The 22,570-nt window shown below is 63.4% G+C and carries 23 protein-coding genes and 1 pseudogene; 17 read left to right on the top strand and 7 right to left on the bottom strand.

Features of this window, described 5'->3' with window-relative positions; genetic code table 11:
- Positions 1-203: 203 nt before the first annotated feature.
- The 8 genes and pseudogenes from FJ973_RS10145 (at position 204) to FJ973_RS10110 (ending at position 8,000) form a co-directional block, all read left to right on the top strand.
- Entirely contained in the window at positions 204-1,061 is an 858-nt protein-coding gene (locus tag FJ973_RS10145) for an aromatic ring-hydroxylating dioxygenase subunit alpha (protein WP_140555642.1), read from the top strand.
- 31 nt (positions 1,062-1,092) lie between these two features.
- Positions 1,093-1,983 (top strand): aromatic ring-hydroxylating dioxygenase subunit alpha, encoded by an 891-nt coding sequence (locus FJ973_RS10140; RefSeq protein WP_140555640.1) that lies wholly within the window; start codon positions 1,093-1,095, stop codon positions 1,981-1,983.
- Positions 1,984-2,004: 21 nt separating this feature from the next.
- Positions 2,005-3,771, top strand: coding sequence for a Rieske 2Fe-2S domain-containing protein (locus tag FJ973_RS10135; RefSeq protein WP_140555639.1), 1,767 nt, complete (start codon positions 2,005-2,007; stop codon positions 3,769-3,771).
- A 9-nt stretch (positions 3,772-3,780) separates the two neighbouring features.
- Positions 3,781-4,428 (top strand): glutathione S-transferase, encoded by a 648-nt coding sequence (locus FJ973_RS10130; protein ID WP_140555637.1) that lies wholly within the window; start codon positions 3,781-3,783, stop codon positions 4,426-4,428.
- A gap of 58 nt (positions 4,429-4,486) precedes the next feature.
- Positions 4,487-5,614 (top strand): S-(hydroxymethyl)glutathione dehydrogenase/class III alcohol dehydrogenase, encoded by a 1,128-nt coding sequence (locus tag FJ973_RS10125; protein WP_140497529.1) that lies wholly within the window; start codon positions 4,487-4,489, stop codon positions 5,612-5,614.
- A 273-nt stretch (positions 5,615-5,887) separates the two neighbouring features.
- Entirely contained in the window at positions 5,888-6,721 is an 834-nt protein-coding gene (gene fghA, locus FJ973_RS10120) for an S-formylglutathione hydrolase (RefSeq protein ID WP_140555636.1), read from the top strand.
- 27 nt (positions 6,722-6,748) lie between these two features.
- Positions 6,749-6,874 (top strand): annotated as a pseudogene (locus FJ973_RS10115) (isocitrate/isopropylmalate family dehydrogenase); the annotation flags it as partial.
- A gap of 55 nt (positions 6,875-6,929) precedes the next feature.
- The gene (locus tag FJ973_RS10110; RefSeq protein WP_140555634.1) at positions 6,930-8,000 is read left to right on the top strand and encodes a tartrate dehydrogenase; all 1,071 of its coding nucleotides are present in this window, start codon (positions 6,930-6,932) and stop codon (positions 7,998-8,000) included.
- Between the two features lie 126 nt (positions 8,001-8,126).
- On the opposite strand, the gene FJ973_RS10105 is transcribed toward FJ973_RS10110, so the two are convergent.
- On the bottom strand, positions 8,127-9,062 hold the full coding sequence (locus tag FJ973_RS10105; RefSeq protein WP_140555633.1) for a LysR family transcriptional regulator: 936 nt from the start codon (positions 9,060-9,062) through the stop codon (positions 8,127-8,129).
- Between the two features lie 77 nt (positions 9,063-9,139).
- Here FJ973_RS10105 and FJ973_RS10100 point away from each other — a divergent pair, with 77 nt between their 5' ends.
- Positions 9,140-9,667 carry a hypothetical protein gene (locus FJ973_RS10100; protein ID WP_140555631.1) on the top strand — a complete coding sequence of 176 codons (528 nt, stop codon included), beginning with the start codon at positions 9,140-9,142 and terminating at the stop codon, positions 9,665-9,667.
- Between the two features lie 64 nt (positions 9,668-9,731).
- Here FJ973_RS10100 and FJ973_RS10095 read toward each other — a convergent pair whose 3' ends face one another.
- From FJ973_RS10095 to FJ973_RS10085, 3 genes are all read right to left on the bottom strand, one after another.
- Positions 9,732-10,478, bottom strand: coding sequence for an SDR family NAD(P)-dependent oxidoreductase (locus FJ973_RS10095; RefSeq protein WP_140497539.1), 747 nt, complete (start codon positions 10,476-10,478; stop codon positions 9,732-9,734).
- Between the two features lie 59 nt (positions 10,479-10,537).
- A complete protein-coding gene (locus tag FJ973_RS10090) occupies positions 10,538-12,046 on the bottom strand; it encodes an altronate dehydratase family protein (protein WP_140555629.1) in 1,509 nt (502 codons plus the stop codon).
- Positions 12,047-12,224: 178 nt separating this feature from the next.
- Positions 12,225-12,899, bottom strand: coding sequence for a GntR family transcriptional regulator (locus FJ973_RS10085; RefSeq protein ID WP_140497544.1), 675 nt, complete (start codon positions 12,897-12,899; stop codon positions 12,225-12,227).
- A gap of 314 nt (positions 12,900-13,213) precedes the next feature.
- On the opposite strand from FJ973_RS10085, the gene FJ973_RS10080 reads away from it, so the two are divergent.
- The 6 genes from FJ973_RS10080 (at position 13,214) to FJ973_RS10055 (ending at position 18,850) form a co-directional block, all read left to right on the top strand.
- Complete coding sequence (locus tag FJ973_RS10080; RefSeq protein WP_140555628.1) at positions 13,214-14,713, top strand: sugar ABC transporter ATP-binding protein; 1,500 nt, start codon at positions 13,214-13,216, stop codon at positions 14,711-14,713.
- Positions 14,710-15,708, top strand: a complete 999-nt coding sequence (locus FJ973_RS10075) for an ABC transporter permease (protein ID WP_246675852.1) — start codon at positions 14,710-14,712, stop codon at positions 15,706-15,708. Before FJ973_RS10080 ends, FJ973_RS10075 begins: the two co-directional genes overlap by 4 nt.
- Complete coding sequence (locus FJ973_RS10070) at positions 15,708-16,703, top strand: ABC transporter permease (RefSeq protein WP_140555716.1); 996 nt, start codon at positions 15,708-15,710, stop codon at positions 16,701-16,703. Before FJ973_RS10075 ends, FJ973_RS10070 begins: the two co-directional genes overlap by 1 nt.
- A 14-nt stretch (positions 16,704-16,717) precedes the next feature.
- A complete protein-coding gene (locus tag FJ973_RS10065) occupies positions 16,718-17,656 on the top strand; it encodes a sugar ABC transporter substrate-binding protein (RefSeq protein ID WP_140555626.1) in 939 nt (312 codons plus the stop codon).
- A gap of 164 nt (positions 17,657-17,820) precedes the next feature.
- Entirely contained in the window at positions 17,821-18,036 is a 216-nt protein-coding gene (locus tag FJ973_RS10060) for a KTSC domain-containing protein (RefSeq protein ID WP_140525095.1), read from the top strand.
- A gap of 133 nt (positions 18,037-18,169) precedes the next feature.
- Positions 18,170-18,850, top strand: coding sequence for an aspartyl/asparaginyl beta-hydroxylase domain-containing protein (locus tag FJ973_RS10055; RefSeq protein ID WP_140514473.1), 681 nt, complete (start codon positions 18,170-18,172; stop codon positions 18,848-18,850).
- Between the two features lie 41 nt (positions 18,851-18,891).
- On the opposite strand, the gene FJ973_RS10050 is transcribed toward FJ973_RS10055, so the two are convergent.
- Positions 18,892-19,119, bottom strand: a complete 228-nt coding sequence (locus FJ973_RS10050) for a hypothetical protein (protein ID WP_224680230.1) — start codon at positions 19,117-19,119, stop codon at positions 18,892-18,894.
- A 137-nt stretch (positions 19,120-19,256) separates the two neighbouring features.
- Between FJ973_RS10050 and FJ973_RS10045 the strand changes: the two genes are divergently transcribed.
- Positions 19,257-19,937, top strand: a complete 681-nt coding sequence (locus tag FJ973_RS10045) for a GntR family transcriptional regulator (protein ID WP_224655938.1) — start codon at positions 19,257-19,259, stop codon at positions 19,935-19,937.
- 197 nt (positions 19,938-20,134) lie between these two features.
- Positions 20,135-20,968, top strand: coding sequence for an SDR family oxidoreductase (locus FJ973_RS10040; protein WP_224519090.1), 834 nt, complete (start codon positions 20,135-20,137; stop codon positions 20,966-20,968).
- A gap of 6 nt (positions 20,969-20,974) precedes the next feature.
- On the opposite strand, the gene FJ973_RS10035 is transcribed toward FJ973_RS10040, so the two are convergent.
- Both FJ973_RS10035 and FJ973_RS10030 read right to left on the bottom strand, forming a co-directional pair.
- Positions 20,975-21,850, bottom strand: coding sequence for an SMP-30/gluconolactonase/LRE family protein (locus FJ973_RS10035; RefSeq protein WP_140555623.1), 876 nt, complete (start codon positions 21,848-21,850; stop codon positions 20,975-20,977).
- Positions 21,847-22,506, bottom strand: coding sequence for a GntR family transcriptional regulator (locus FJ973_RS10030; RefSeq protein WP_140497561.1), 660 nt, complete (start codon positions 22,504-22,506; stop codon positions 21,847-21,849). Before FJ973_RS10030 ends, FJ973_RS10035 begins: the two co-directional genes overlap by 4 nt.
- Positions 22,507-22,570: the final 64 nt, after the last annotated feature.

Raw genomic sequence — 22,570 nt, 5'->3', positions numbered from 1 at the left:
GATGGCGACATGCCTCGTCAGGACATGACATATCCCAGGTTCAGCTTTCTCATATCGGAATTCAATCATCATAGTCTGTCAACACAAAAAAGGATTTTGGACGACAAAAAAATGTTGATTGGTATCCAATCTTGTGGTTTCGTCGTCCCGAAACGTCGGGCTAGGTTCATGGTGAAGGGCTAGCCGAGTTGGGAGGGAAGCCGATGGCAACCCGTTGCGTTGACCGCGAGCTTTTGAACGACTGGCACATCGTCGCGGATCAGGAATCGCTAAGCCAGGATACGCGGTTTGCCACATGCCTGCTTGGGGTCGCTCTCTCCGTTCACAAGTGTTCAAACAAGATCGAAGTCGTTCGCAGCGATACGGGCGCCACGCTGAAAAGCGCCCAGCGTTATGGCTTCATCTGGACCTGCCTGGACAAGCCCTGGCGCGACATCATCTATATCCCTGAGGCCAATGAGGCAGACCGGCATCTGGTCAGCGGCGGTTCGATCGCGGTCAAGGTGTCGGGCCTCCGCGCGGTCGAGAATTTTCTCGATATGGGGCATTTCCCCTTCATTCATACCGGCTGGCTCGGCGAGGAGCCGCATACCGAGGTCGCGCCCTACAAGGTTGAGATCACAGCGCAGGACGAGGTGCTGGCGACCGAATGCAAATTCTATCAGCCGGTGGCTTCGCCGACCGCCAAGGAAGGCTTTGTCGTCGACTACATCTACAGGGTGATTCGGCCCTACACGGTGGCTCTCTACAAGAGCAACCCGATCCAGAAGGACCGGCTCGACGTCATTACCCTGTTCGTGCAGCCGGTGGACGAGGAAAACTGCATCGCGCATCCTTACCTCTGCTATCTTAAGGAAGGCATGGAGGCGGCAAGGGTGCGCAGCTTCATGCAATTGATCTTCGCCCAGGACAAACCGATCCTGGAGAACCAGGTACCCAAGCGCCTGCCGCTCGATCCACGTGCCGAGACCCCGATCCGTGCCGATGCCGTGTCGGTTTCCTACCGGCGCTGGTTGCGTGATCGGGCCGTCACCTATGGCGCGATACCGGCGCAAGCCTGATGACGTCTGAGGGCTTCCAGAGGATAAAACGATGACAAAATGCTCGGATCCTGTGATCCTCAATCTCTGGCATCCCGTAGGGGCGATCGCCGAGACCATTCCCGGCGCTGTCCAGGACACCGTTCTGCTCGAGGAGCGCCTCAGTTTTGCGGTCGATATGGATGGTGAGCCCGTCGTCTGGCGCTCACGTCCCGATGTAGAACGGGTGGATCGTGTTCCAGGCGCCGACAGACTGCCGGCAAGAAGCGCCTACGGCTATGTCTGGACTTCGCTCGGCTCGCCACCGGCCGAGCTGTTCCCGATCCCGGAATATGAAGAGCCGGACCGCCGCAAGCTCAACGCGGCCACGTTTGGCGTCAACGTCTCGGCACCGCGCGCCATCGAGAACTTTCTCGACATGGGCCACTTTCCCTATGTGCATACCGACATACTCGGCGTCGAGCCGCATACCGAAGTCAAGGAATACGACGTCGAGATATCCGTCGACCGTGACGAGATCCTGGCCACGCGCTGCCGCTTCTTCCAGCCGATGGCTTCGACCGCTTCCGGTGGCGGCGCCGACGTGGACTATGTCTATCGCGTGCCGCACCCCTATTGCTCCGTGCTCTATAAATCGAGCCCGGTCGACGAGGCACGGCGCGACGTCATCGCCATCTTCCTGCAGCCGGTCGACCAGGAGCACGTGCGCGCTCACATGCTGCTTTGCGTGCTCGACGAAGACAATGAAGACAAGGTGATCAAGCGCTTCCAGCAGACGATCTTCGGCCAGGACAAGCCGATCCTGGAAAACCAGGTGCCCAAACGCCTGCCGCTCGATCCGCGCGCCGAAACGCCCATCCGGGCCGACAAGTCGGCCATCGCCTACCGGCGCTGGCTCAGCCAGAAGGGCGTGACCTACGGTGTCATTCCGGTTGCGGCCTGACGAGATTCTTGGAGACGATTGATGTTGGAAGAAGCCAGAAGCCAGTGGCATCCGATCGCCGCTTCCCATGATTTGCCGTACCGCCACGTTTTCCATAGTCAATTGCTCGGCCGGGAATTCGCCGTCTGGCGGGCCGATGACGGCTACATCAACATCTGGGAAAACCGCTGCCTGCATCGCGGCGTCAGGCTGTCGATAGGCATCAATGACGGGCGCGAGCTGAAGTGCCAATATCACGGCTGGCGTTATTCGAACCGCACCGCCGGCTGCACCTACATTCCCGCGCATCCTGCCGACGCACCGGCCCGCACCATCACCAACCGCACCTTCCCCGGGGTCGAGCGCTACGGCTTGGTCTGGTCCTCCGAGGAGCCTCGCGGCGAGGTGCCGGATGTTGCCGCGCTGACCGAAGGCAAGCTGCTCGCCTTGCGCGGCATCGCGGTCAACGCGCCGGCCGACAAGGTCGTCGAAAGGCTGAAGGCCTATCGCTTTCAGCCCAACGCAGCGATCGAAGGCGAGGGCGCGGAAACCATCATCGAGGCCGCGCGGGATTTTGCCGTGGCGCTGCATTCGCGCGATGGTGGTGCCGAGACGCGCGGCGTGTTCTTCGTGCAGCCGGTTGATTCAAACCGTTCGGTGATCCGTGGCGTGCTCGATCAGGAGGTCGAAGCAGCCGCCCGCATCGCCATCCTGCGCCACCACAATGAGCGGCTTTCCAAGCTGCGCGACGAGGTCGAGCGCGACGTCGCGAACGCACCGGCGCCCGCGCCGATCGAGCCGATCTACGAAAGGGTGTCGGCCGAACTCGCCGAAATGCCCGAGATGACCGCGCATGGCCGCAAGGCGGCGCTGCGCGTCACCGTGGCGAGGAAATGGCAGGCGGCCGACGGTATTGCCGGTTTCGAGCTTCGCCCGATCAAGGGACTGCTGCCGACGTTCCAGCCCGGCGCCCATATCGATGTCCATATGCCCAATGGCGAGATCAGGCAGTATTCGATCACCAACGGCCCTGGTGAAACCGACAGCTTCATCATCGGCGTCAAGCTGGAGCGGGATTCGAAGGGCGGCTCCAAATGCATGCATGAGACAGTCCGCGAGGGCGACGTGCTGGCGATCTCCGAGCCGCGCAACAATTTCCCGCTGCGCCGTGACGCGATCAAGACGCTGTTCGTCGCCGGCGGCATCGGCATCACGCCGCTGCTCGCAATGGCGCAGGCGCTGAAGAACCAGGAGCTGGCGCACGAGCTGCACTATTTTGCGCAAGGGCAGGAACACCTCGCTTTCGCCGATCGGCTGAAGTATCTCGGCGATGCGCTGAAGCCGCATCTCGGGCTATCGCCGGACGCGACCGGCGCCGAGCTTCGGGGGATTCTCGCCGGTTACCGGGACGGCATGCATCTCTACATCTGCGGTCCCGGACCGATGCTGGAAGCCGCGCGCAAGATCGCCGCCGAGCAGGGCTGGCCGGATCCCGCCATCCATTTCGAATATTTCAAGAACACCAACAAGATCGACGACAGTTCGAGCTTCGAAGTGGCGCTGGCGCGCTCCTGCGTCACGCTGCAGGTGCCGGGCGGCAAGACGATCATGCAGGTCATGCGCGAGAATGGCATCGATGTTCCGTCGTCCTGCGAGCAGGGCGCATGCGGTACCTGCGTCGCGACAGTGATCGAGGGCGAGCCGGATCATCAGGACGTCTATCTCAACGATGCCGAGAGGAAGGCCGGAACCAAGATCATGACCTGCGTCTCGCGCGCCAAATCGGCACGCCTCGTGCTTGACATTTAGGAACTCCCGATGATCACCCTTTACGATTACGAACTGTCGGGCAATTGCTACAAGCTGCGGCTGCTGATGAGTTTTCTCAGCATTGACTACAAGACCGTGCCGGTCGACTTCTATCCCGGCCGCGAGCACAAGTCGGAATGGTTCCTGAAGCTCAATCCGCTCGGCCAACTGCCGGTCATCGAGGATGACGGGCTGATCCTACGCGACGCCCAAGCGATCCTGGTCTACCTGGCGTCGAAATACGATCCGTCGGGCACATGGTATCCCCGGAACAGCCCGGCCCTGCTCGGCGAGATCAGCCAGTGGCTGGCCTTCGCCGACGGCATCACTTCGACGGCGTCGGCCGCCCGCCTGCACGACGCGCTGTTCTACGATTTCGACATCGATGCCGCGCGCGCCGGCGCGCACCGGCTGTTCCGTATCCTCGACGAGCATCTGTGGTTCGGCGAGCAGCAGGGCCGCGGCTGGATCTGCTCGGCCGATCATCCGACCATCGCCGATATTGCCTGCTTTCCCTACATCATGCTGTCGGAGGAGGGCGGCATTGCGCGCCAGGACTATCCCGCCATCCGGCGCTGGTGCGATCGCGTCAAACGCATCAAAGGCTTTACCGTGATGTCGGGCGTGTTCCCGGCGGGGCCGGCCAAGGCCGCATGATTTTCAATCGCAACGCCGGGCGATCGATCGTTCCGGCAAGCAAGTTTGGGAGAGAGAAATGAAAACCCGCGCCGCTGTTGCCGTTGCTGCCGGAAAGCCGCTTGAGATCATGGAGGTCGACCTCGACGGCCCGCGCGAGGGCGAGGTGCTGGTCGAGATCAAGGCGACCGGCATCTGCCACACCGACGAGTTCACGCTGTCGGGTGCCGATCCCGAGGGCCTGTTTCCCGCCATTCTCGGCCATGAGGGCGCCGGCGTGGTGGTCGATGTCGGCAAGGGCGTCACCTCGGTCAAAAAGGGCGACCATGTGATCCCGCTCTATACGCCCGAATGCCGCCAGTGCCCGTCGTGTTTGTCGCGGAAGACCAATCTGTGCACCGCCATCCGCGCCACGCAGGGCCAGGGCCTGATGCCGGACGGCACCTCGCGCTTCTCGATCGGGGGCGAAAAATTGTTTCACTATATGGGCTGCTCGACCTTCTCCAACTTTACGGTGCTGCCGGAGATCGCCGTGGCCAAGGTCAATCCCGACGCGCCCTTCGACAAGATCTGCTACATCGGCTGCGGGGTGACCACCGGCGTAGGCGCGGTCATCAACACCGCCAAGGTCGAGCAAGGCGCGACCGCGGTGGTCTTCGGCCTCGGCGGCATCGGGCTGAACGTCATCCAGGGCCTGAAACTTGCCGGCGCCGACATGATCATCGGCGTCGATCTCAACAACGACAGACGAGCCTGGGGCGAGCGCTTCGGCATGACGCATTTCGTCAATCCGAAGGAGATCGACGGCGACATCGTTCCCCATCTCGTCAACATGACCAAGCGCGGCGCCGACCAGATCGGCGGCGCCGACTACACGTTCGACTGCACCGGCAACACCAAGGTGATGCGCCAGGCGCTGGAGGCTTCGCATCGCGGCTGGGGCAAGTCGGTGGTCATCGGCGTGGCCGGCGCCGGCCAGGAGATATCGACGCGGCCCTTCCAGCTGGTCACCGGGCGGACCTGGATGGGCACCGCCTTCGGCGGCGCGCGCGGCCGCACCGACGTGCCCAGGATCGTCGACTGGTACATGGACGGCAAGATCGAGATCGACCCGATGATCACCCACACGCTCAAGCTCGAGGACATCAACAAGGGGTTCGACCTCATGCATGAGGGCAAGTCGATCAGGAGTGTCGTGGTTTACTGAGGGCGGCCCCACGCCGCGGGCCCGAGGACATCCCCGCTTGGACCGACAGGAGCCCTGTCGGCTTGAGAAGGCGGGCCATAGAAATGCCCGGACTTTTCGCTACCTCCAGCCTCCCGGCCAGGTCGGCGTGTTCCCAAAGTCCGGCGTCGACCGGCGGCGTGACCAAGGTGCACCTCGGTTACGCCGCCGGTGCTGTTTGCAGGGCTGAAGGTTGCGGGTGCGGCGGCCGGCAGCTATGTCGGACGGAAAGGTCATGACGAAAAGGCAGAGTTGATGAAAGTCGTTTCCACGTCCAAGTCGCATGGCGGCGTCCAGGGTGTTTATTCGCACGCTTCAGAGGTCTGCGCCTGCGACATGACCTTTGCCGTCTTCGTGCCGCCGCAGGCCAAGGATGGGCCGGTGCCGGTGCTGTGGTATCTTTCGGGTCTCACCTGCACTCATGCCAATGTCATGGACAAGGGCGAGTACCGGCGCCTGGCGGCCGAGCTTGGTCTCATCGTGGTCTGCCCCGACACCAGCCCGCGCGGTGCCGATGTGCCGGACGAGAAAGATAATTGGCAGTTCGGCTGCGGCGCCGGTTTCTATGTCGATGCGACGCAGCAGCCTTACGCCAGGAACTACCGTATGTATTCCTACGTCCTCGACGAGCTGCCGGGATTGATCGGCGCGAACTTTCCTGCCGACATGGCGCGCCAGGGCATATCGGGGCATTCGATGGGCGGACACGGCGCGTTGACGATCGCGCTGAAGAACCCCGACCGCTTCAGGAGTTGCTCGGCCTTCGCGCCGATCGTTCAGCCGACGACTGCTGGCTGGTCGCGGCCTGCGCTCGAGAAATATCTCGGCGCCGACGACAGGGACTGGCGCGCCTATGACGCCACGCTGCTTATCGAGGACGGCCGCCGTTTTGGCGAGTTCCTGGTTGACCAGGGCACGGCCGATGGGTTCCTTGACGAAGGCCTCCGTCCGTGGCTGCTCGATGAAGCCTGCAAGAAGGCCGGCATCGACCTCACCTTGCGCATGCAGGAAGGCTACGATCATTCTTACAACTTCATCTCGACCTTCATGGACGATCACCTGAAGTGGCATGCCGCTCGGCTAGGCTGAAGAACCGCCGGGCATCATCAGCGGTAGGGCTTGTGCATCGGCGAAGGCGACATAGCCACGGCGCAAGCGGCGCACGGGTCCGCGCCCGATATCGCCGGCAAGGGCATCGTCAATCCCTATGCGATGATCGAATCCACCCGCATGCTGCTGCAATGACTTGGCCACAACCGCGGCGCCATCGTCGCTGCCATCGAGAAGGAAACTGAAAATGTCCTCGCATAGGATCGCCGTCATCGGCGGTGACGGTATCGGGCCGGAGGTCGTCGAAGCCGGCGTGAAGGTGCTGGAAGCCCTGACCGCTGTCGAGCCGGGTCTGGCCTTCGACTTCAAGCGCTTCGACTGGGGTTCCGATTATTACCGCCGCAACGGCCGCATGATGCCGCAGGACGGCCTCGGGCAATTGGAGGGTTTCGATGCGATCTATTTCGGCTCGGTCGGCGATCCGAACCTTCCCGACGACGTCACCCTCTGGGGGCTGCGCCTGGCCATCTGCCAGGGGTTCGACCAATACGCCAACGTGCGGCCGACGCGCCTCTTGCCCGGGCTGACCGGCCCGTTGCGGCCCGATCTCGGCAAGCAGATTGACTGGGTGATCGTGCGCGAAAACAGCGAAGGCGAATATGCCGGCGTCGGTGGTCGCGCCCATCGCGGACTGCCTATCGAGGTCGGCATGGATGTCGCCGTCTTTACCCGCGCCGGGATAGAACGCATCGCACGTTTCGCCTGCGAGCTTGCGCTGTCGCGCCCCCGCAAGCTTCTGACGGTTGTCACCAAGTCGAATGCGCAGCGTCACGGCATGGTTCTGTGGGACGAAGTCGTGCGCGGCGTGCTTCGCGACTATCCCGGTCTCAGCGTCGACTGGATGCTGGTGGACGCCATGACCCAGCGCATGGTCAACAAGCCCGGCAGCATCGACACGGTTTTGGCGACCAACCTGCATGCCGACATCCTCTCCGACCTGGCCGCCGCGCTGGGTGGATCACTCGGCATCGGCTCGACGTCGAACATCGATCCCTCGCGCAGCCGGCCGTCCATGTTCGAACCGATCCACGGTTCGGCCTTCGACATTACCGGCAGGGGCGTCGCCAATCCGCTCGGATCGTTCTGGACGGCGAGCCTGATGCTTGAGCATCTCGGCGAGCAGGCCGCCGCGCGGCGCCTCATGGTTGCGATCGAGCTTGTCACGGACCGGGCGGAATATCTCAGCCCCGATCTCGGCGGCACCGCGAGCACCGCCGAGGTTACCGCCGCGGTGATCGCGGCCCTTCGCGCCAATTAGAGTAATTCCAGGAAAAGTGTGTACGGTTTTCCCGGGAAAAGCGCGTAGCGCTTTCCCTATGGAATTGCGCAAAACAAAGAGATAGCGCGGCACGAGCAGGCAAGCACGTCACCGAGGGCGGTGGCCTCAGGGAGTTCGCGGGCCTTCGGCGTCCGTCCCCCGATATTTCACATGCTCTATGAACGCGCGCAGCTTGGGCAAGACCTGGCGTCTGTCGGGATAATACAGGAAAACGCCAGGCGTCGTGACGGCGAAGGGCGTGAGCAACGCTTGCAACCGGCCATCGGCAATCGGGGCTTCGGTGAGAGGGCCGGGCACCTGTGCAAGTCCGACACCTTGGATCGCCGCGCCAAGCAGTGTCGGGTAATCATGCGCGACCAGCGGCCCGGAGACGATTGCCTCCACGGTCTTGTTGCCGTCGATGAAGGGCCAGGGCGCGATCGATCCGTTGGAGCGGCGCATGCGCAGGCAGGCATGGCCGCGCAGATCGTCGATGCGCTCCGGCCGCTTCTGCCGGCGCAGATAGCCAGGGCTGCCGACGACCACGAGCGGGAACGGCGGCGTCAGCCGAACCGCGACCATGTCGGCGGCGATGAACTGGCCGAGCCGGATGCCGGCGTCGAACCCCTCGGCCGCCAGGTCGACCAGCTCACCGCTTGCGGCGATCTCCACCTCTACTTCGGGATAGGCCTGGCAATAGGATGCCACCAGCGGCTCCAGCAGGATCGGCACCACGGCGCGCGGCACGGAGAGGCGCAACAGCCCGGTCGGCCGCTGCCCAAGTTCACGTGCGACTTCGCTTGCTGCGACCAGTTCCTCGAAAGCGGGCTTTGCGCGCGAAAGGAACCGTTCGCCGGCTTCGGTCAGGCCGACGCTGCGCGTCGTGCGCATGAAGAGCGCCGCGCCGACGCGCGCCTCGAGCGCGCGCACCGCCTGGCTGATCGCCGATGGCGTGACGCCGAGCTCCGCGGCCGCTTTTCGGAAGCTGCGGTGTTGCGCGACGCCGAGGAACGCCTCCACGCCGTCGAGCGCACCTTTCCGGATTGTGAAGTTCTGCTTCATGCCCCGTCAACATTATCGCGAATAGTCGACCGCTGGAAGCGGGCGTAAATTGCGCCTTACATCTCTTGGGAGGCCATATGTCGCCTGCAACCATTTTCCTGTTACATCTCGCTCTAGGCTACGTGCCTTGGCTGCTCTGCGTCGGCGTGTATGTCTTGCCCCGGCTCAGATCCGTCAACCTGGTCGAGGCGCAACGTGCCATCGCCACGCTGCACAGCTTCCGCTTCTTCGGGCTTGTCTTCATCGTTCCAGGCGTCGTCGGGCGCGATTTGCCGGCTGATTTCGCCACCTTCGCCGCCTATGGCGACTTCGCAACCGGAGTGTTGGCCATGCTGGCGCTTTTGACGACGAGGATACGTCCGCTGTTCCGGTTGTCCGTCGTCGCGTTCAATCTCGTGGGGACGATCGATATCGCCGTCGACTACTATCACGGCAGCCAAGCCGGTCTTCCTGAGCTGGCGGGGCAGTTGGGCGCTGCATACGCGATCCCCGTAATCTATGTCCCACTGCTGATGATCACGCACGTCGTCGCGTTCTACCTGATGGTGCGCCCCCAGATCCAGGCAGCTCGAGTCTTCGCCGGCGACGCGGCCGCATCTCCGTGAGGCAGCAAGTGCCGGTGTACCGGCGCGCCGCGGCGCAGACGCTTCGCGGCGCGCGGGTATTCGACTAATAGGTCGTGCGCCCGCCCGACAGGTCGAAGGTCGAGGCGGTGGTGAAGCTGTTTTCCTTTGAGACGAGCCAAGCGACCATGGCGGCGGCCTCGTCGACCTCCAGCAGACGGCCGCGTGGAATGCGCGAGCGCATGTATTCGATGTGCTCGGGCGTGAGCTGTTCGAGGATTCGAGTCTGCGCGGTGGCCGGCGAGATGCAGTTGACTGCAATGTCATACTGCGCGAGCTCCTTGCCGAGCGATTTGGTCATGCCGATGACCGCCGCCTTCGAAGCGGAATAGGCGGCGGCGTTGGGATTGCCTTCCTTGCCAGCGACGGAAGCGATGTTGACGATCCGCCCGTAATTGCGCGCCTTCATCCCGGGCACCACGGCGCGGTTGACGTAGAAGGTGCCGTTGACGTTGATGTCGATGATCTTCTTCCACGTCTCTATGTCGTAGCTGTCGAGCGGGGCGGCGGGACCGGCAATGCCGGCAGAATTGACCAGGATGGAGATTTTGCCGGCGCTCTCCTCGGTTTTTGCCCGCGCGGCGTCCACCGTCTCCCAATCCGCAATGTCGACGACCAGGGTCGTGGCGGCCTTGCCAAGGTCGCGCTTGGCCGCTTCGAGGCGCGCCTCGTCGACGTCCCATAAGGTGACCGTCGCGCCGGAGGCGACGAAACGTTTGGCCATCGCGAAGCCGAGGCCTTGCGCGCCTCCGGTGACCACGGCGTGTTGGCCGTCAAGATCGATCCTGTTCATGCCGAGCGTTCTTTCTGGTTGAGTGAATTGAGGTTGCCCGTTGCGGGCGGGCGATGTCGCTACATGGTAGCGCCGAGGTTCCAGGGCACGAACTCATTGTCGCCGTAGCCCAGCGATTCCGATTTGGTACGCGCGCCCGATGCCACGCGCAGGATCTCTGCGAAGATCTCCTGGCCTTTGTCGTCCAGCGTGACGCCGTCGAGGATGTCCCCGCAATTGATGTCCATGTCCTCGCGCATCTGCTCGAAAATGAAGGAATTGGAGGCAAGCTTGATCGAGGGCGTCGGCTTGCAGCCGAAGGCCGAACCGCGCCCGGTGGTGAAGCACAATATGTTCGCGCCGCCGGCGACCTGGCCGGTTGCCGAAACCGGATCGTAGCCGGGCGTGTCCATGAAGACGAGGCCGCGTTCGTTGATCGGTTCGGCATATTCCAGCACCGCGCGCAGATTGGTCGTCCCGCCCTTGGCGGACGCGCCGAGCGACTTCTCCAGGATCGTCGTCAACCCGCCGAGCTTGTTGCCGGGAGACGGGTTGTTGTTCATCTCCATGTCGTGCTTGGCTGTGTAGTCCTCCCACCAGCGGATACGCTCGATCAGCTTCTCGCCGACCGCGCGGTTTTCCGCACGCATGGTGAGCAGATGTTCGGCGCCGTAGATCTCCGGCGTCTCGGACAGCACCGCCGTGCCGCCTTGCGCGACAAGCAGGTCCACGGCGGCGCCAAGCGCCGGATTGGCGCTGATGCCGGAATAGCCGTCCGACCCGCCGCATTGCAGCGCGAGCACCAGTTCGGAGGCCGGTTGTGGCGTCCTTTGCGCGGCGTTGACCATGGGCAGCATATCGACGATCGCCTTGACCCCTGCCTCGACCGTCTTGCGTGTGCCGCCAGTCTCCTGGATCGTCATCGTGCGGAAGGTCGTGCTCTCCTCGATATTGTAGGACTGCATCCAGCGCGGAATCTGGAACGCCTCGCAGCCGAGCCCAACCATCAGCACGCCGCCGACATTGGGGTTCGTGGCAAAACCCCACTTGCGCTTCAAGAGGTCGTAAGCGGGGCCTTTGGTGTCAATGCCGCAGCCAGTGCCATGGACGAGCGAGATCACGCCGTCGACATTGGGATAGTCGCGCAGGATGCCGCAGCGGTTGACCTCTTCTACGATGAAGCGGGCGACGCTGGCCGAACAATTTACCGAGGTCAGGACAGCGATGAAGTTGCGCGTCCCGACCTTGCCGCTCGGCCTGCGGTAACCCATGAAGCTCGCGCGCTCGGCTTCAGGGACGACAGGCGTTTGCCTGGCGTTGGTGCCGAACAGATAGTCGCGTTCGAAATTGCGCAGATATACATTGTGCTCGTGAACCCAATCGCCGGCGGCGATCGGTCCGCGGGCGAATCCGATGGTCTGCCCATATTTCACGACCGGCTCGTCCGAAGCGATGTCGCGGATCGCCATCTTGTGGCCGCGCGGTATGCGCGCCTTCGCGGGCATGTCGCCTGCCTTGTCGCCGATCATCAACGGATCGATCGCCAGAAGGATGTTGTCGGCATGCGAAAGCTGGATGAACCGCGCCATTACAAACTCTGAAAAAGCCCCCGTCGGCACAATGCCGCCGAATGGATCGGAATACTAATATAATAGATTGTCAACGGTCAAGCTGCGAACACGGCTCACCAGGCATCGGCAAGCCGGTCGGATGCCAGGTTCGGGACCTCAAACCTGCGCCGCCCGTCTCAGCGCTCAGTCGAGGTCGTCAGTCGAGAAGCTCGGCGGCGACTTCGAGCGTGTTGCGAAATGACGTCTCGAGGTGATGCTCCATTGCCTGTGCGGCGCCCTCGGCGTCGTGACGCTTCAGCGCGTCCAGAATGGCCTCGTGCTGCTCGATCGTCTGCTCGCCATAGCCGGGCTTCGGAATGGCGAGATAGCGGCCGCGATCCATCTGCGCCTTTGAGATGTCGACGGCGCGCCAAATCATCGGCAAGCCGCATATTTCAGCAATGGTGCGGTGAAAGACGTCGTCGAGCTGAATCGCTGTGGCGTACCTGCCGCGCGCAATGGCGAGCTTATGCGCGGCCATGTTGTCTTCCAGCAATTCACAGGCAGCCGGCGTCAGCTTGGCGGCGGCGCGCCTGGCGCTCTCCATCTCCAATGCACGCCGGATGACATAGGCTTCCTCGAGGTCGGCCCGGCTGATGGGAGCAACGTAGGTGCCGGTCTGCGCCAGGATCTTGACGAGCCCTTCGTCGCTGATGCGTTTGACCGCTTCGCGCACGGGCGTGCGCGAGACGCCCAGCGCTTCGGCAATTGCGATCTCATTGATGACCTCACCCGGTTTCAGCCGTCCGACGACGATCATGTTGCGGATCTTGTTGTAGATCTGGTCGCGCAGCGGGAGGGCTCGATTGAGGGTCGAAGGATCTAGATCCATGGAAAATCCCATCGTTCGTCCACCTGAAATGGCAAAATTATTCGAATGTCAAACGGAATGCACCTGCTTGCGACGCGGGGTTCGTTGCGATCCGACGCCAGTGACGGGAGCGGTCAGATCCAGCTTGCCAGAACTATTATATTAGTGCAATAGTGCCGCCCGTTGCGTGATTTTCAGCCTATGGTGAAGTGCCTGGTGCGGATGCGCTGAAAGGGGCCTTCGGGCCGGCTCGAGGTGGGCCGAACCGTGCCTGGAAATGCATTATACTAACATAACGCTGCCAGCCGCGTGCTACCAGGGAGGACCAAGCCTAGATGAGTGCCGCCGCCGATTGTGCCCTGGACATGAGAGGCATCTCCAAGACTTTTCCCGGCGTGAAGGCCCTGTCGAACGTCAATTTCGCCGTCCGGTTCGGCACCGTCCATGCGGTCGTTGGCGAGAATGGCGCCGGCAAGTCGACGCTGATGAAGGTGCTCAACGGATCCTACGCTCCGACCGCCGGCACGATCCTCGTCGGCGGCGCCGAAGTGCGCATGCGGCGTCCCGCCGACGCCCAGGCGCTCGGCATCCGCATGGTGCACCAGGAGATCAATCTTGTTCCCGACCTGACCGTCGCGGAGAACGTCTATCTCGGCCGCATGCCCGGCAAATGGAGCTGGCTGCACAAGGGCGAAATGGTCAGGAAGGCCGCCGCCGTCCTCGACGAGCTGGGCGCGGCCATCAACCCGCGCGCGCGGCTCGGCGACCTGTCGATCAGCCAGCAGCAACTGGTCGAGATCGCCAAGGCCTATGCGGCGCAGCCCAGGATCATCGTGCTGGACGAGCCGACATCGAGCCTGAGCGAGCACGAAACCGCGGCGCTGTTCCGGATCCTTCGCAAGATGCGCGATGACGGCATCGCCATCGTCTACATCAGCCATAGGCTGAGGGAGGTTCTCGAGATCGCCGACGAGGTGACCGTGCTGCGCGACGGCTCAATGATCGAGACCCGTCCGATCGACGGCATAACCGCGGCCGAGATGATCAGGCTGATGGTTGGCCGCGAGGTCGCCAACGTGTTCCCGAAAAGCCCGGCCGCGATCGGCAAGTCCGTGCTGCGTGTCGAACGCATCGGCGACGGGGCGCATTTCAGTGATGTCAGCTTCGATGTGCGCGCTGGGGAGATACTGGGCTTGACCGGACTGGTCGGGGCGGGTCGCACCGAGGTAGCACGCGCCATCTTCGGCCTGTCGCGGCTGGTGGAGGGAACGGTCAGCGTCTACGGGCGCAAGGTCGCCATCAACTCTCCTTCCGAGGCGGTGCGAGCCGGGATCGCCTACGTCCCCGAGGACCGCAAGGGCGACGGCATCATTCCGGGCATGTCGGTCCGCGAGAACATCAGCCTGTCGATATTGCGGCGTCTGACCAGCTTCGGCCGTATCAGGCGCAGCGCCGACCGTTCGCTGGCGACGACCTATGTGAAGCAGTTTTCCATTTCGCCGCCCGACGGGGAGCGGCGCATCAACCTGTTGTCGGGAGGCAACCAGCAGAAGGCGGTCATCGCCAAATGGCTCGCGGCCAAGCCCTCCGTGCTCATTCTCGACGAGCCGACGCGCGGCGTCGACGTCGGCGCCAAGGCCGAGATCCACAGCATCATCGGCCGGCTTGTCGCCGACGGCATGGCGGTGGTGATGATCTCGTCGGAACTGCCCGAAATCCTCGGCGTCTGCGATCGCGTCGTTGTGATGCGCGACGGCCGCGCATCGGAGGCGCTCGCCCGCGCCGAACTGAGCGAGGAGCGCATCATGGCGCTGGCGACGGGGGAGGCTGCATGACTGATGCGGCCATGGAGACCAGCGGGGCGAACCGCAATGACCGCTTCACGCGCGGCAGCAGGCTTGCCGATGTCCTGTCCAAGGCGGGGCTTGGCTTCGCTATCCTTGCAGTGGTGCTCTACGGCTCATTCGTCAGCCCCGCCTTCTTCACCACAGGCAATCTGCTCAACGTCCTGACCTCGATGTCCATTGTCGGCATCGTCGTCGTCGGCATGACTTTCGTGCTTGTGGCAGGCGGCTTGGCGGACCTGTCGGTGCCGGCCACCATCGCCTGCGGGGCCATCCTCTCGCTCGGGCTGCAGCCAATGATCGGGCCGGTTCCTGCCTTCGTCCTGGCGGTGGCGCTTGCGGGCCTTATCGGCCTGCTCAACGGCGTGCTGGTCGGCTATGTCGGTATCAATCCCATCATCGCCACGCTCGGCATCGGCACCATCGGGCTGGGCATCGTGCAGGCGGCCGTCGGCGGCGTCATCGTCTATGGCAACAATCCCGCTTCGGCCGAATTCGCCAAGGGCCGGCTCTTCGGCGTCCCGGTCGTGGTGCTGATTTTCCTGCTGATCGCCCTCATAGGCCATATCGTCCTCTCGCGCTCCTTCTGGGGCAGGTGGACGCTCGCCACGGGCGGCAATTACAGCGCCGCCGAGGCGAGCGCGGTGCCGGTGGAGGCGGTGAAGGCCGGTGCGTTCGTGATCACGGCGTTGGCTTCGGGCGTCAGCGGCGGCCTGCTGGGCCTGACCTTGCAAAGCGCGCGGCCGCTGATCGGCGCCGGCTACGAGTTCAGCGCCATCACCGCGGTCGTGGTCGGCGGCGTGTCGATTATCGGCGGTTTCGGCTCGGTGCCGAGGGCGATCGCGGGCCTGGTCTTCGTGCAGCTTCTGACCAACGTCATGGTGCGCGACGGCGTGCGCACGCCGATCCAGGGTTTTGTCCTCGGCATCCTGATCGTCGGCGCCGTCGGCATGGACGCGGCATTGCGCAAGAGGGGGGTGGCGTGATGAGGTTCCTGGCGCTTGCCTCGCGGCACAGGGTGGTGATCATCCTCGGCCTGACGCTGATCATTTCCGCCCTGGCGGTTCCGGGTTATTTCTCCGCATCGACCCTCGGACTCGGCCTCGACCGGGCGGCGACGATCGGCCTGATCGCCATTGGACTTACGGTGCTTCTGGTCGCCGGCCAGATCGACCTCTCCGGCGGCGCGGTGTTCGCGCTGGCGGGGATCATGTCGGTCATCCTGCAGCGCGAGATCGGCATCCTGCCTGCCGCACTTGTCGGTATCCTGGTCGGCATGCTGGCAGGCGCCATCAACGGCGCGCTGGTCGTCGGGCTGAAGGTGAACTCGCTGGTGCTGACGCTGGCGACGATGCTGATCTTCCGCTCGCTCGCGCATTGGATCACCAACAGCCAGCCGGTGACCGGCACCGACATCATGCTTTCACTGGCGTTCGCCAAGATCCATCTCGAAATCTTCACCATCCGCAGTGCGCTGTTCATCGTTCTGATCGTGCTGCTGCATGTCTGGCTGACGCGTACAATACCGGGCCGAAATGTCTTTGCGGTGGGGTCCAATCCGGCGGCAGCCAAGGAGAGCGGCATCGCTTCCGATCGCATCGTTTTTCTGAGCTTCGTCTTCGCCGGGACGCTCGCCGGTCTCGCAGGCGTTCTCCAGAGCCTCGTCACCAACACCGGTTCGCCCGTCTTCGGCTCGGAACTGACGGTCGCCGTCATTGCCGCGGTCGTGGTCGGCGGAACCCGCCTCGAAGGCGGCAAGGGATCCGCGCTCGGCACGCTTGGCGGCGTGCTGACGATCGGCTCGCTGACCATCGCGATGGAGTTCCAATCCGTTCCCGCATACGTCCAGCAGGTCGTGTCGGGGCTTATCCTGATCCTGCTCGTCGTGCTCGATCGGGCCGTGACTACCAAGGGGAGGGCGCCGGGCACAGGCCCCGCGCTCATTCGCGACAATCCAATCACTCAAGGAGGAAATACATGATCGGGAGGAAACCTATGGTTGGCAAGAAAAGCATGCTCCACATTACCGCCATGGCGGTAATACTGGCCTCGACGGGCTGGGCCAGTGCAAAGACGGTCTGCTACGTCACGGCCGCGGATTCGCATGCCTATGCGACGCCGGCCAACAAGGCGCTCCAGGCGCGCGCCGGCGAGCTCGGCATCGAGATCCTGAGCCTCAGCCAGGATTTCGACGTCCAGAAGGGCACCGAGCAGCTCAACACCGGCGTCGCGCGCAAGGTTGACGGCATCATCCTGTGGCCGCTCGACCCGCAGGCCTACATACCGGGCCTGGCCCGCGCACAGCAGGCGAACATTCCCGCGATCCTCATCAACTCGCCGATGAGCGACGATGCCAAGCCGTTCATCAAGTCGTTCACCGGGCCCGACGTCTACGAGGAAGGCAAGCTTGCGGCCGACTCGCTCAGCAAGGCGCTTGGCGGCAAGGGTTCCGTCGTCATCATCGCCGGCCAGGCCGGCAACGGCACGACGATCGGCCGCGTCGGCGGCTTCACCGATCGTCTCAAGGAAACCAACGCCGACATCAAGGTGCTCGATACGGTCAATGCCGATTTCGACCAGCAGAAGGCGCTGGTGGTCAGCCGCGACCTGATCACCCGCTTCGGCGACCAGATCAGCGGCGTCTACGCCAATGACGACACCATGGCGCGCGGCTTCATCGACGCCTGGAAGGAGGCCAATCCGTCCAAGGCGGCACCGCCGATCGTCGGCATCAACGGCCAGAAGGATGCGTTCGAATCGATCCGCACCAACGAAATGTACTCCACCATCGTGCAGTCGCCGGTCGAGGACGGCCGCCTGGCGATCAACACCATGGCGGAGATCATGGACGGCAAGGAGGTCAAGGACCGTTTGCCGATCCCGCTGACGGTCGTCACCAAGGACAATGTCAACGCGGTCGAGCCGGCGTTCTGATCCCTTGGGGCCGGCTCGGCAGAACCGGGCCGGCTCCTTCGTCTTCTGGCGCGGACGGACGATCCGGCTGCGCTGCTCACTATAGGAAGGCCTGCCAGCCAAGGCTGCGCGGCACAGTTGGAACTTCCGTTTGCGCCCCGGATTATCCATCCGGGAGAACGCCAATGCCTTCTACGGCCATCCGCAGCACACAGTACCATCCCGCCACCAGGGTGCTTTCGGTCTGGTTCGTACCGAGCGGAAACCGCTATGACTACGAAGACGTGGAGCCCGAGACCTACGCTGCCTTCAAAGCCGCCTCTTCCAAGGGACGCTTCTTCAATGAATTCATACGGGATCGCTACAGGTTTCGTCTGGTCGAACGCGCCCCTGAACGCTGATGCACGCCAGCAACAAAGCGCGGTATCGCGGGACTGTTCGTCGGTCACGAATTCGTGCTGACAGGCATACGCCTAGCAAGATCAGCAACTTAATTGCCGGATATTCGTTTCATGATGTCCTCGAGGCCATGAAATGTCTCAAGTTTACGATCTTGCATCCGGTCTGGTGCGGCGGATCTACGAAAAGCGCATCGACGCGCCGGCGATCCTCGATACCGCCAGCGAATTTCCAAACGCCACCAAGTTCACGGCCGCCTGGCAGGCCATCCGCGACGAAGCGCTTGCCGTGGGCAAGGCGCCCCGCTTCCACGACATCATGCCTGAACAGGCCGACATCTCGGCCAATGACGGTCGCGACTGGCGTATGTTCGTGCTCAAGGCCTACGATGTCGCGGTTCCGCAAAACCTCGCGCGAATGCCGGTCCTCGACCGGCTGCTTGCAGAATGCCCTGAGGTGAAGTCGGCGGCGATCTCTTTCCTGGCTCCGGGCAAGCACATTCCCAGCCACCGCGGCCCTTTCAGGGGCATAATGAGGTTCCATCTCGGCTTGGTGATCCCTCGACAGGCAGATGGTCGTCCGGCGACGGTCATGATGATCAATCATCAGGAGAGGCGGATCGCCGACGGCGAGTGTCTGTTGTGGGACGACACGTTCCCTCATGAAGTGACAAACAACGCCGACAAGCCTCGCGTGGCCCTGCTTTTGGATATCTGGCGTCCACGAATGCCGCCCGACATGGAAATCCTGTCACGGCTGATCGTCCACGGCGTGCAGGCAGGCATGCGCCGCAGAGGCGTGTCCTTTTCTGCGTGAGGAGGCCCGCGGGCCATGGGCTCGCCGAGCGCCTTGGCGCGTCAGTCGCGTGGGCCCGCCACCATCCGTGCGATCCGTGTCATGTCCGTGCTCATTTCACGGTCATCGTCAAGCGGGCTGACAAGGGAGCGCACGGCGGCGAAGGTGCGCTGCGGTCCGTCGCCCATGCCGTCGACGACACCGCGCAATTCCACCCCCGTAGCCGCAAAGATCAGTTCCATCGCAACGAGATAACGCAGCCGCTCGACGATTTCGGCTGTCTTGGCCATTCCCGTTCCGAAGGTTCGCCGCGGCAACTTCGCAGGCGCATCGCCGCCGGCTTGCAACTCTTCTCGTACACATGGATACCTATATCCGAGAATGAAGCTTTCCCCTAAGCTGACGATACGTGAAATGGGAGCATGGATTGCGCGGATTTGGCGAAGGCTTGATCGAGAGGCCGCAAACGGTTGCCGAGCAGGTCGCCAATGTCTTGCGCGAGGCCATTGCCAGCGGGACCCTGAAGGCCGGCACGACGTTGCGCCAGGATGATCTGGCCGAGCAGTTTGGCTTCAGCCGGATGCCTATCCGGGACGCGCTTCGTCAGCTCGAGGCCGAAGGCATCGTGTCCATCCACCCGACAAAGGGTGCGCACGTCGCCAGAATGGACGGCGACGAGATCCGAGAGATCTATGCCGTGCGCGAACTGCTCGAGTGCGAGGCACTGCGGCTCTCCATTCCCGGCCTGCCCGGCGGCAAGCTGGACGAGGCCGAACAGGTGCTCGATCAGATCGATGCCGAGCGCAATGTCGGCAGGTGGGGCGTGCTGAACCGGGCCTTTCATCTGGCGCTTTATGACGCCTGCGGCAATCGCCGGTTGCTCGGCCTGATCGAGGCGCACCATAATGCGGCCGACCGCTACGTCCGTATCCTGTTGTCGAACCTCGACTACCGCGCCCGCTCGCAGACGGAGCATCGCGACCTCTTGGCCGCTTGCCGGCGACGCGACGCCGGCGAGGCCGTCAGCGTTTTGACGCAGCATCTGCGCCAAGGCAGCGAGACACTGGTCAACGCCATAGAAGGCGACGGTCTGTCGCGAAAATCTTAGAATCTTTGTCCAATTCCGATGGGCGCGCGTGACGGGCTGTACGCCTTCGTCTAGCCGCTGCCGCCAGGGACGCTGCTTTTCAGCTTGCCTGATTTGATCAAATGGAAGAATTGGTTCTGGATTTCTCCCTGAAAATGCGTTTTGAAGAGCACTCCAAATAAAAGTGTGATCAAATTGGAAAGGCTGGGCTATTGACGGTGCAAAAGGAAGAGATCGACATCCAGAATGCGCTGGCTCTTGCCGAGCGCTTCACGATGGCTGGCCGGCGCGCCTTGGTGACCGGCGGCAGCGTCAGCATCGGCCGTGAGATCGTGCGGGTTTTTGCCGAGGCGGGCGCCGATGTGGCCGTCCATTTCGCTCGCGACGCCGACGTGGCATTCGGGCAGCCGGATGCGGCCGCCGAAGCTGTCCGTGAAATTCGCGGGAAGGGCAGGCGCGGCGTCGCCATCGATGCTGATTTCGCTCGGGCCGGAGAGGCGGCTCGCTGTGTCCAGGCGGCGATCGAGGCGTTGGGTGGTGTCGACGTGCTTGTCGTCTGCGCCTCGATCCAGTACCGCACGCCTTTCCTCGATCTACCCGCCGAGCAGATCGAGCACCAGATCCAGATCAACTTCAAGGCGACGATCGAATTGCTGCAGGCCGCCTTGCCCGGCATGAAGGACAATGGCTGGGGCCGTGTGCTGACGATCGGCAGCATCAACCAGACGCGGCCCGAATCCGATCTCGCCGTCTATGCCGCGCTGAAGAGCGCGCAGCACAATCTGTCATTCAACCTTGCCAAGGATTATGCGCCACACGGGGTGACGATCAACAACCTGTCGCCCGGGCTTGTCGTTACCGAGCGCAATCGCTGGCGCCGCGAGGACGCGGCCAAATGGGCGGAGATCCAGAAGGGGTCCGCGCCGATGCAGCGGGCCGGCGAGGCGCGCGAGATGGCGGGAGCGGCGTTGCTGCTTTGCTCCGACGCCGGCAGCTTCATCACCGGGGCGGACCTGCAGGCGACGGGTGGCCGTCATCTCGGCTGGCAATAGCCGAGATTAACCGGCAAAAGCCGGCTCCGGCAGTCCCGCCATGCCGACGTCGAGTGCAAGCAGGCAACCCGCCAGGGGCTCGTTGGCCAGTTGATCCTCCGTCAGCTTCTGCGTTGCGGTCGTCACGTACAGTGTCTTCAGGCCTGGACCGCCGAAGGCGCAGGAGGTCGGCTGAGTGACTGGCAGAGGGACCAGCCTGTCGAGCCGGCCATCGGGCGCGAACCGCGCCAGCGAGCTGCCTTGGTAGCGCGCATTCCAGAGGAAGCCGTCCGCATCGACGGTGGCGCCGTCGGGCTTTCCAGGCGCCGCGTGCCGGTCGGCGAACAGGGACCACGGCCCCACAAATCCGCTCGCCGGGTCGAAATCCGCCCGCTCTATGTCACCTTGCCGCGTATCCGTGAAGTAGACGGTGCGGCCATCCGGGGCAAAGGCGATCGCATTGGGCACGGCGATCCTGTCGCGGATCCGGCTCGAACTTCCGGCGACCTCGATCCGGTAGAGCGCCCCGGACGCATGCAGCCCATAGTCCCACATACTGCCGCAGATTATGCCGCCGCCAGGATCGCACTTCATGTCGTTCAGCCGATGCTCGGGCGGCCCATCCTCCACGCGCGCCAGCAGGCTCAGTGCGCCGCTGGCGGGATCGAATGCGTGGAGACCTTGCCGCAAGGCCACGACGACTCCGCCCGATGCTCGTGCAACCACCGAGCCGATGACCTCAGGCATCGGCCACGATGTCACCGCTCCGGTCTCGGGCCGCAGCCTGTGCAGGCAAGGACGCCGTAGATCGACCCAGAACAGCTCTCCGTCCCGCGCCAGCCATGTCGGCGATTCGCCGAGCGTGTCGGCCGTTGACGCCGCAACCTCGAACCGGGCCGTCATTGCCGGCCGATATCGGGTTTGGGATCGACGGCGATGCGCGCCAGGAGGTCGTGTTTGGCCTTTTCGATATGCGCGCCCATCAAGGTCGCCGCCGAGCCGGCATCCTGGCGCTCTATGGCCCGGATGATATGGCGATGGTCGTCGATGACGCCATGGAAGCGCCCCTCGTCATAGCCGTAGCGTTGCCAGATCGCCGCCACCAGCAGCCAGTTGCGGTCCACCATCGACAGCGCGCCCGGATTGCCGGCCGCCTCGTTGATGACGCCGTGAAAGATGTTGTTGGCATGCGGGACGGCAAGGAAGTCGTCGCTGGCCACTCTTTGCTCAAGCATGTCCTGCGCGGCCTTCAGATCGCGCAGGTGCTCGGCGGTGCGCCTTTCGCTGGCGCGCCGTGCCAGCATCGTTTCGACGGCGCTGCGGATATCGAACAGGTCGATCACAAACGACATGTGGACCGTCCTGACGCTGGCGCCGCGATTGGGTTCCAGCACGACCAGTCCCGTGCCGCTCAAGGCGCGCAAGGCCTCGCGGACCGGCATGTGGCTTACGCCATAACGGCCGGCGAGATCGTCGATCCTTAGCCTTGCCCCGAATGGAATGGCTCCGGAAACGATGTCGTCACGAAGAAGCTTCTGAACGTCGGGAATACGCGCCATGCATCCAAGCCTACCCTGATTTGAGCAAATATTGCTCGCACGGCGATCGAAAGAAGTCAATTTT

It is taken from the genome of Mesorhizobium sp. B2-1-3 (assembly GCF_006442495.1).
GTDB lineage: Bacteria > Pseudomonadota > Alphaproteobacteria > Rhizobiales > Rhizobiaceae > Mesorhizobium.
Note: the sequence above shows the minus strand (reverse complement) of the source record. Positions and strands in the feature narration are given on the sequence as shown.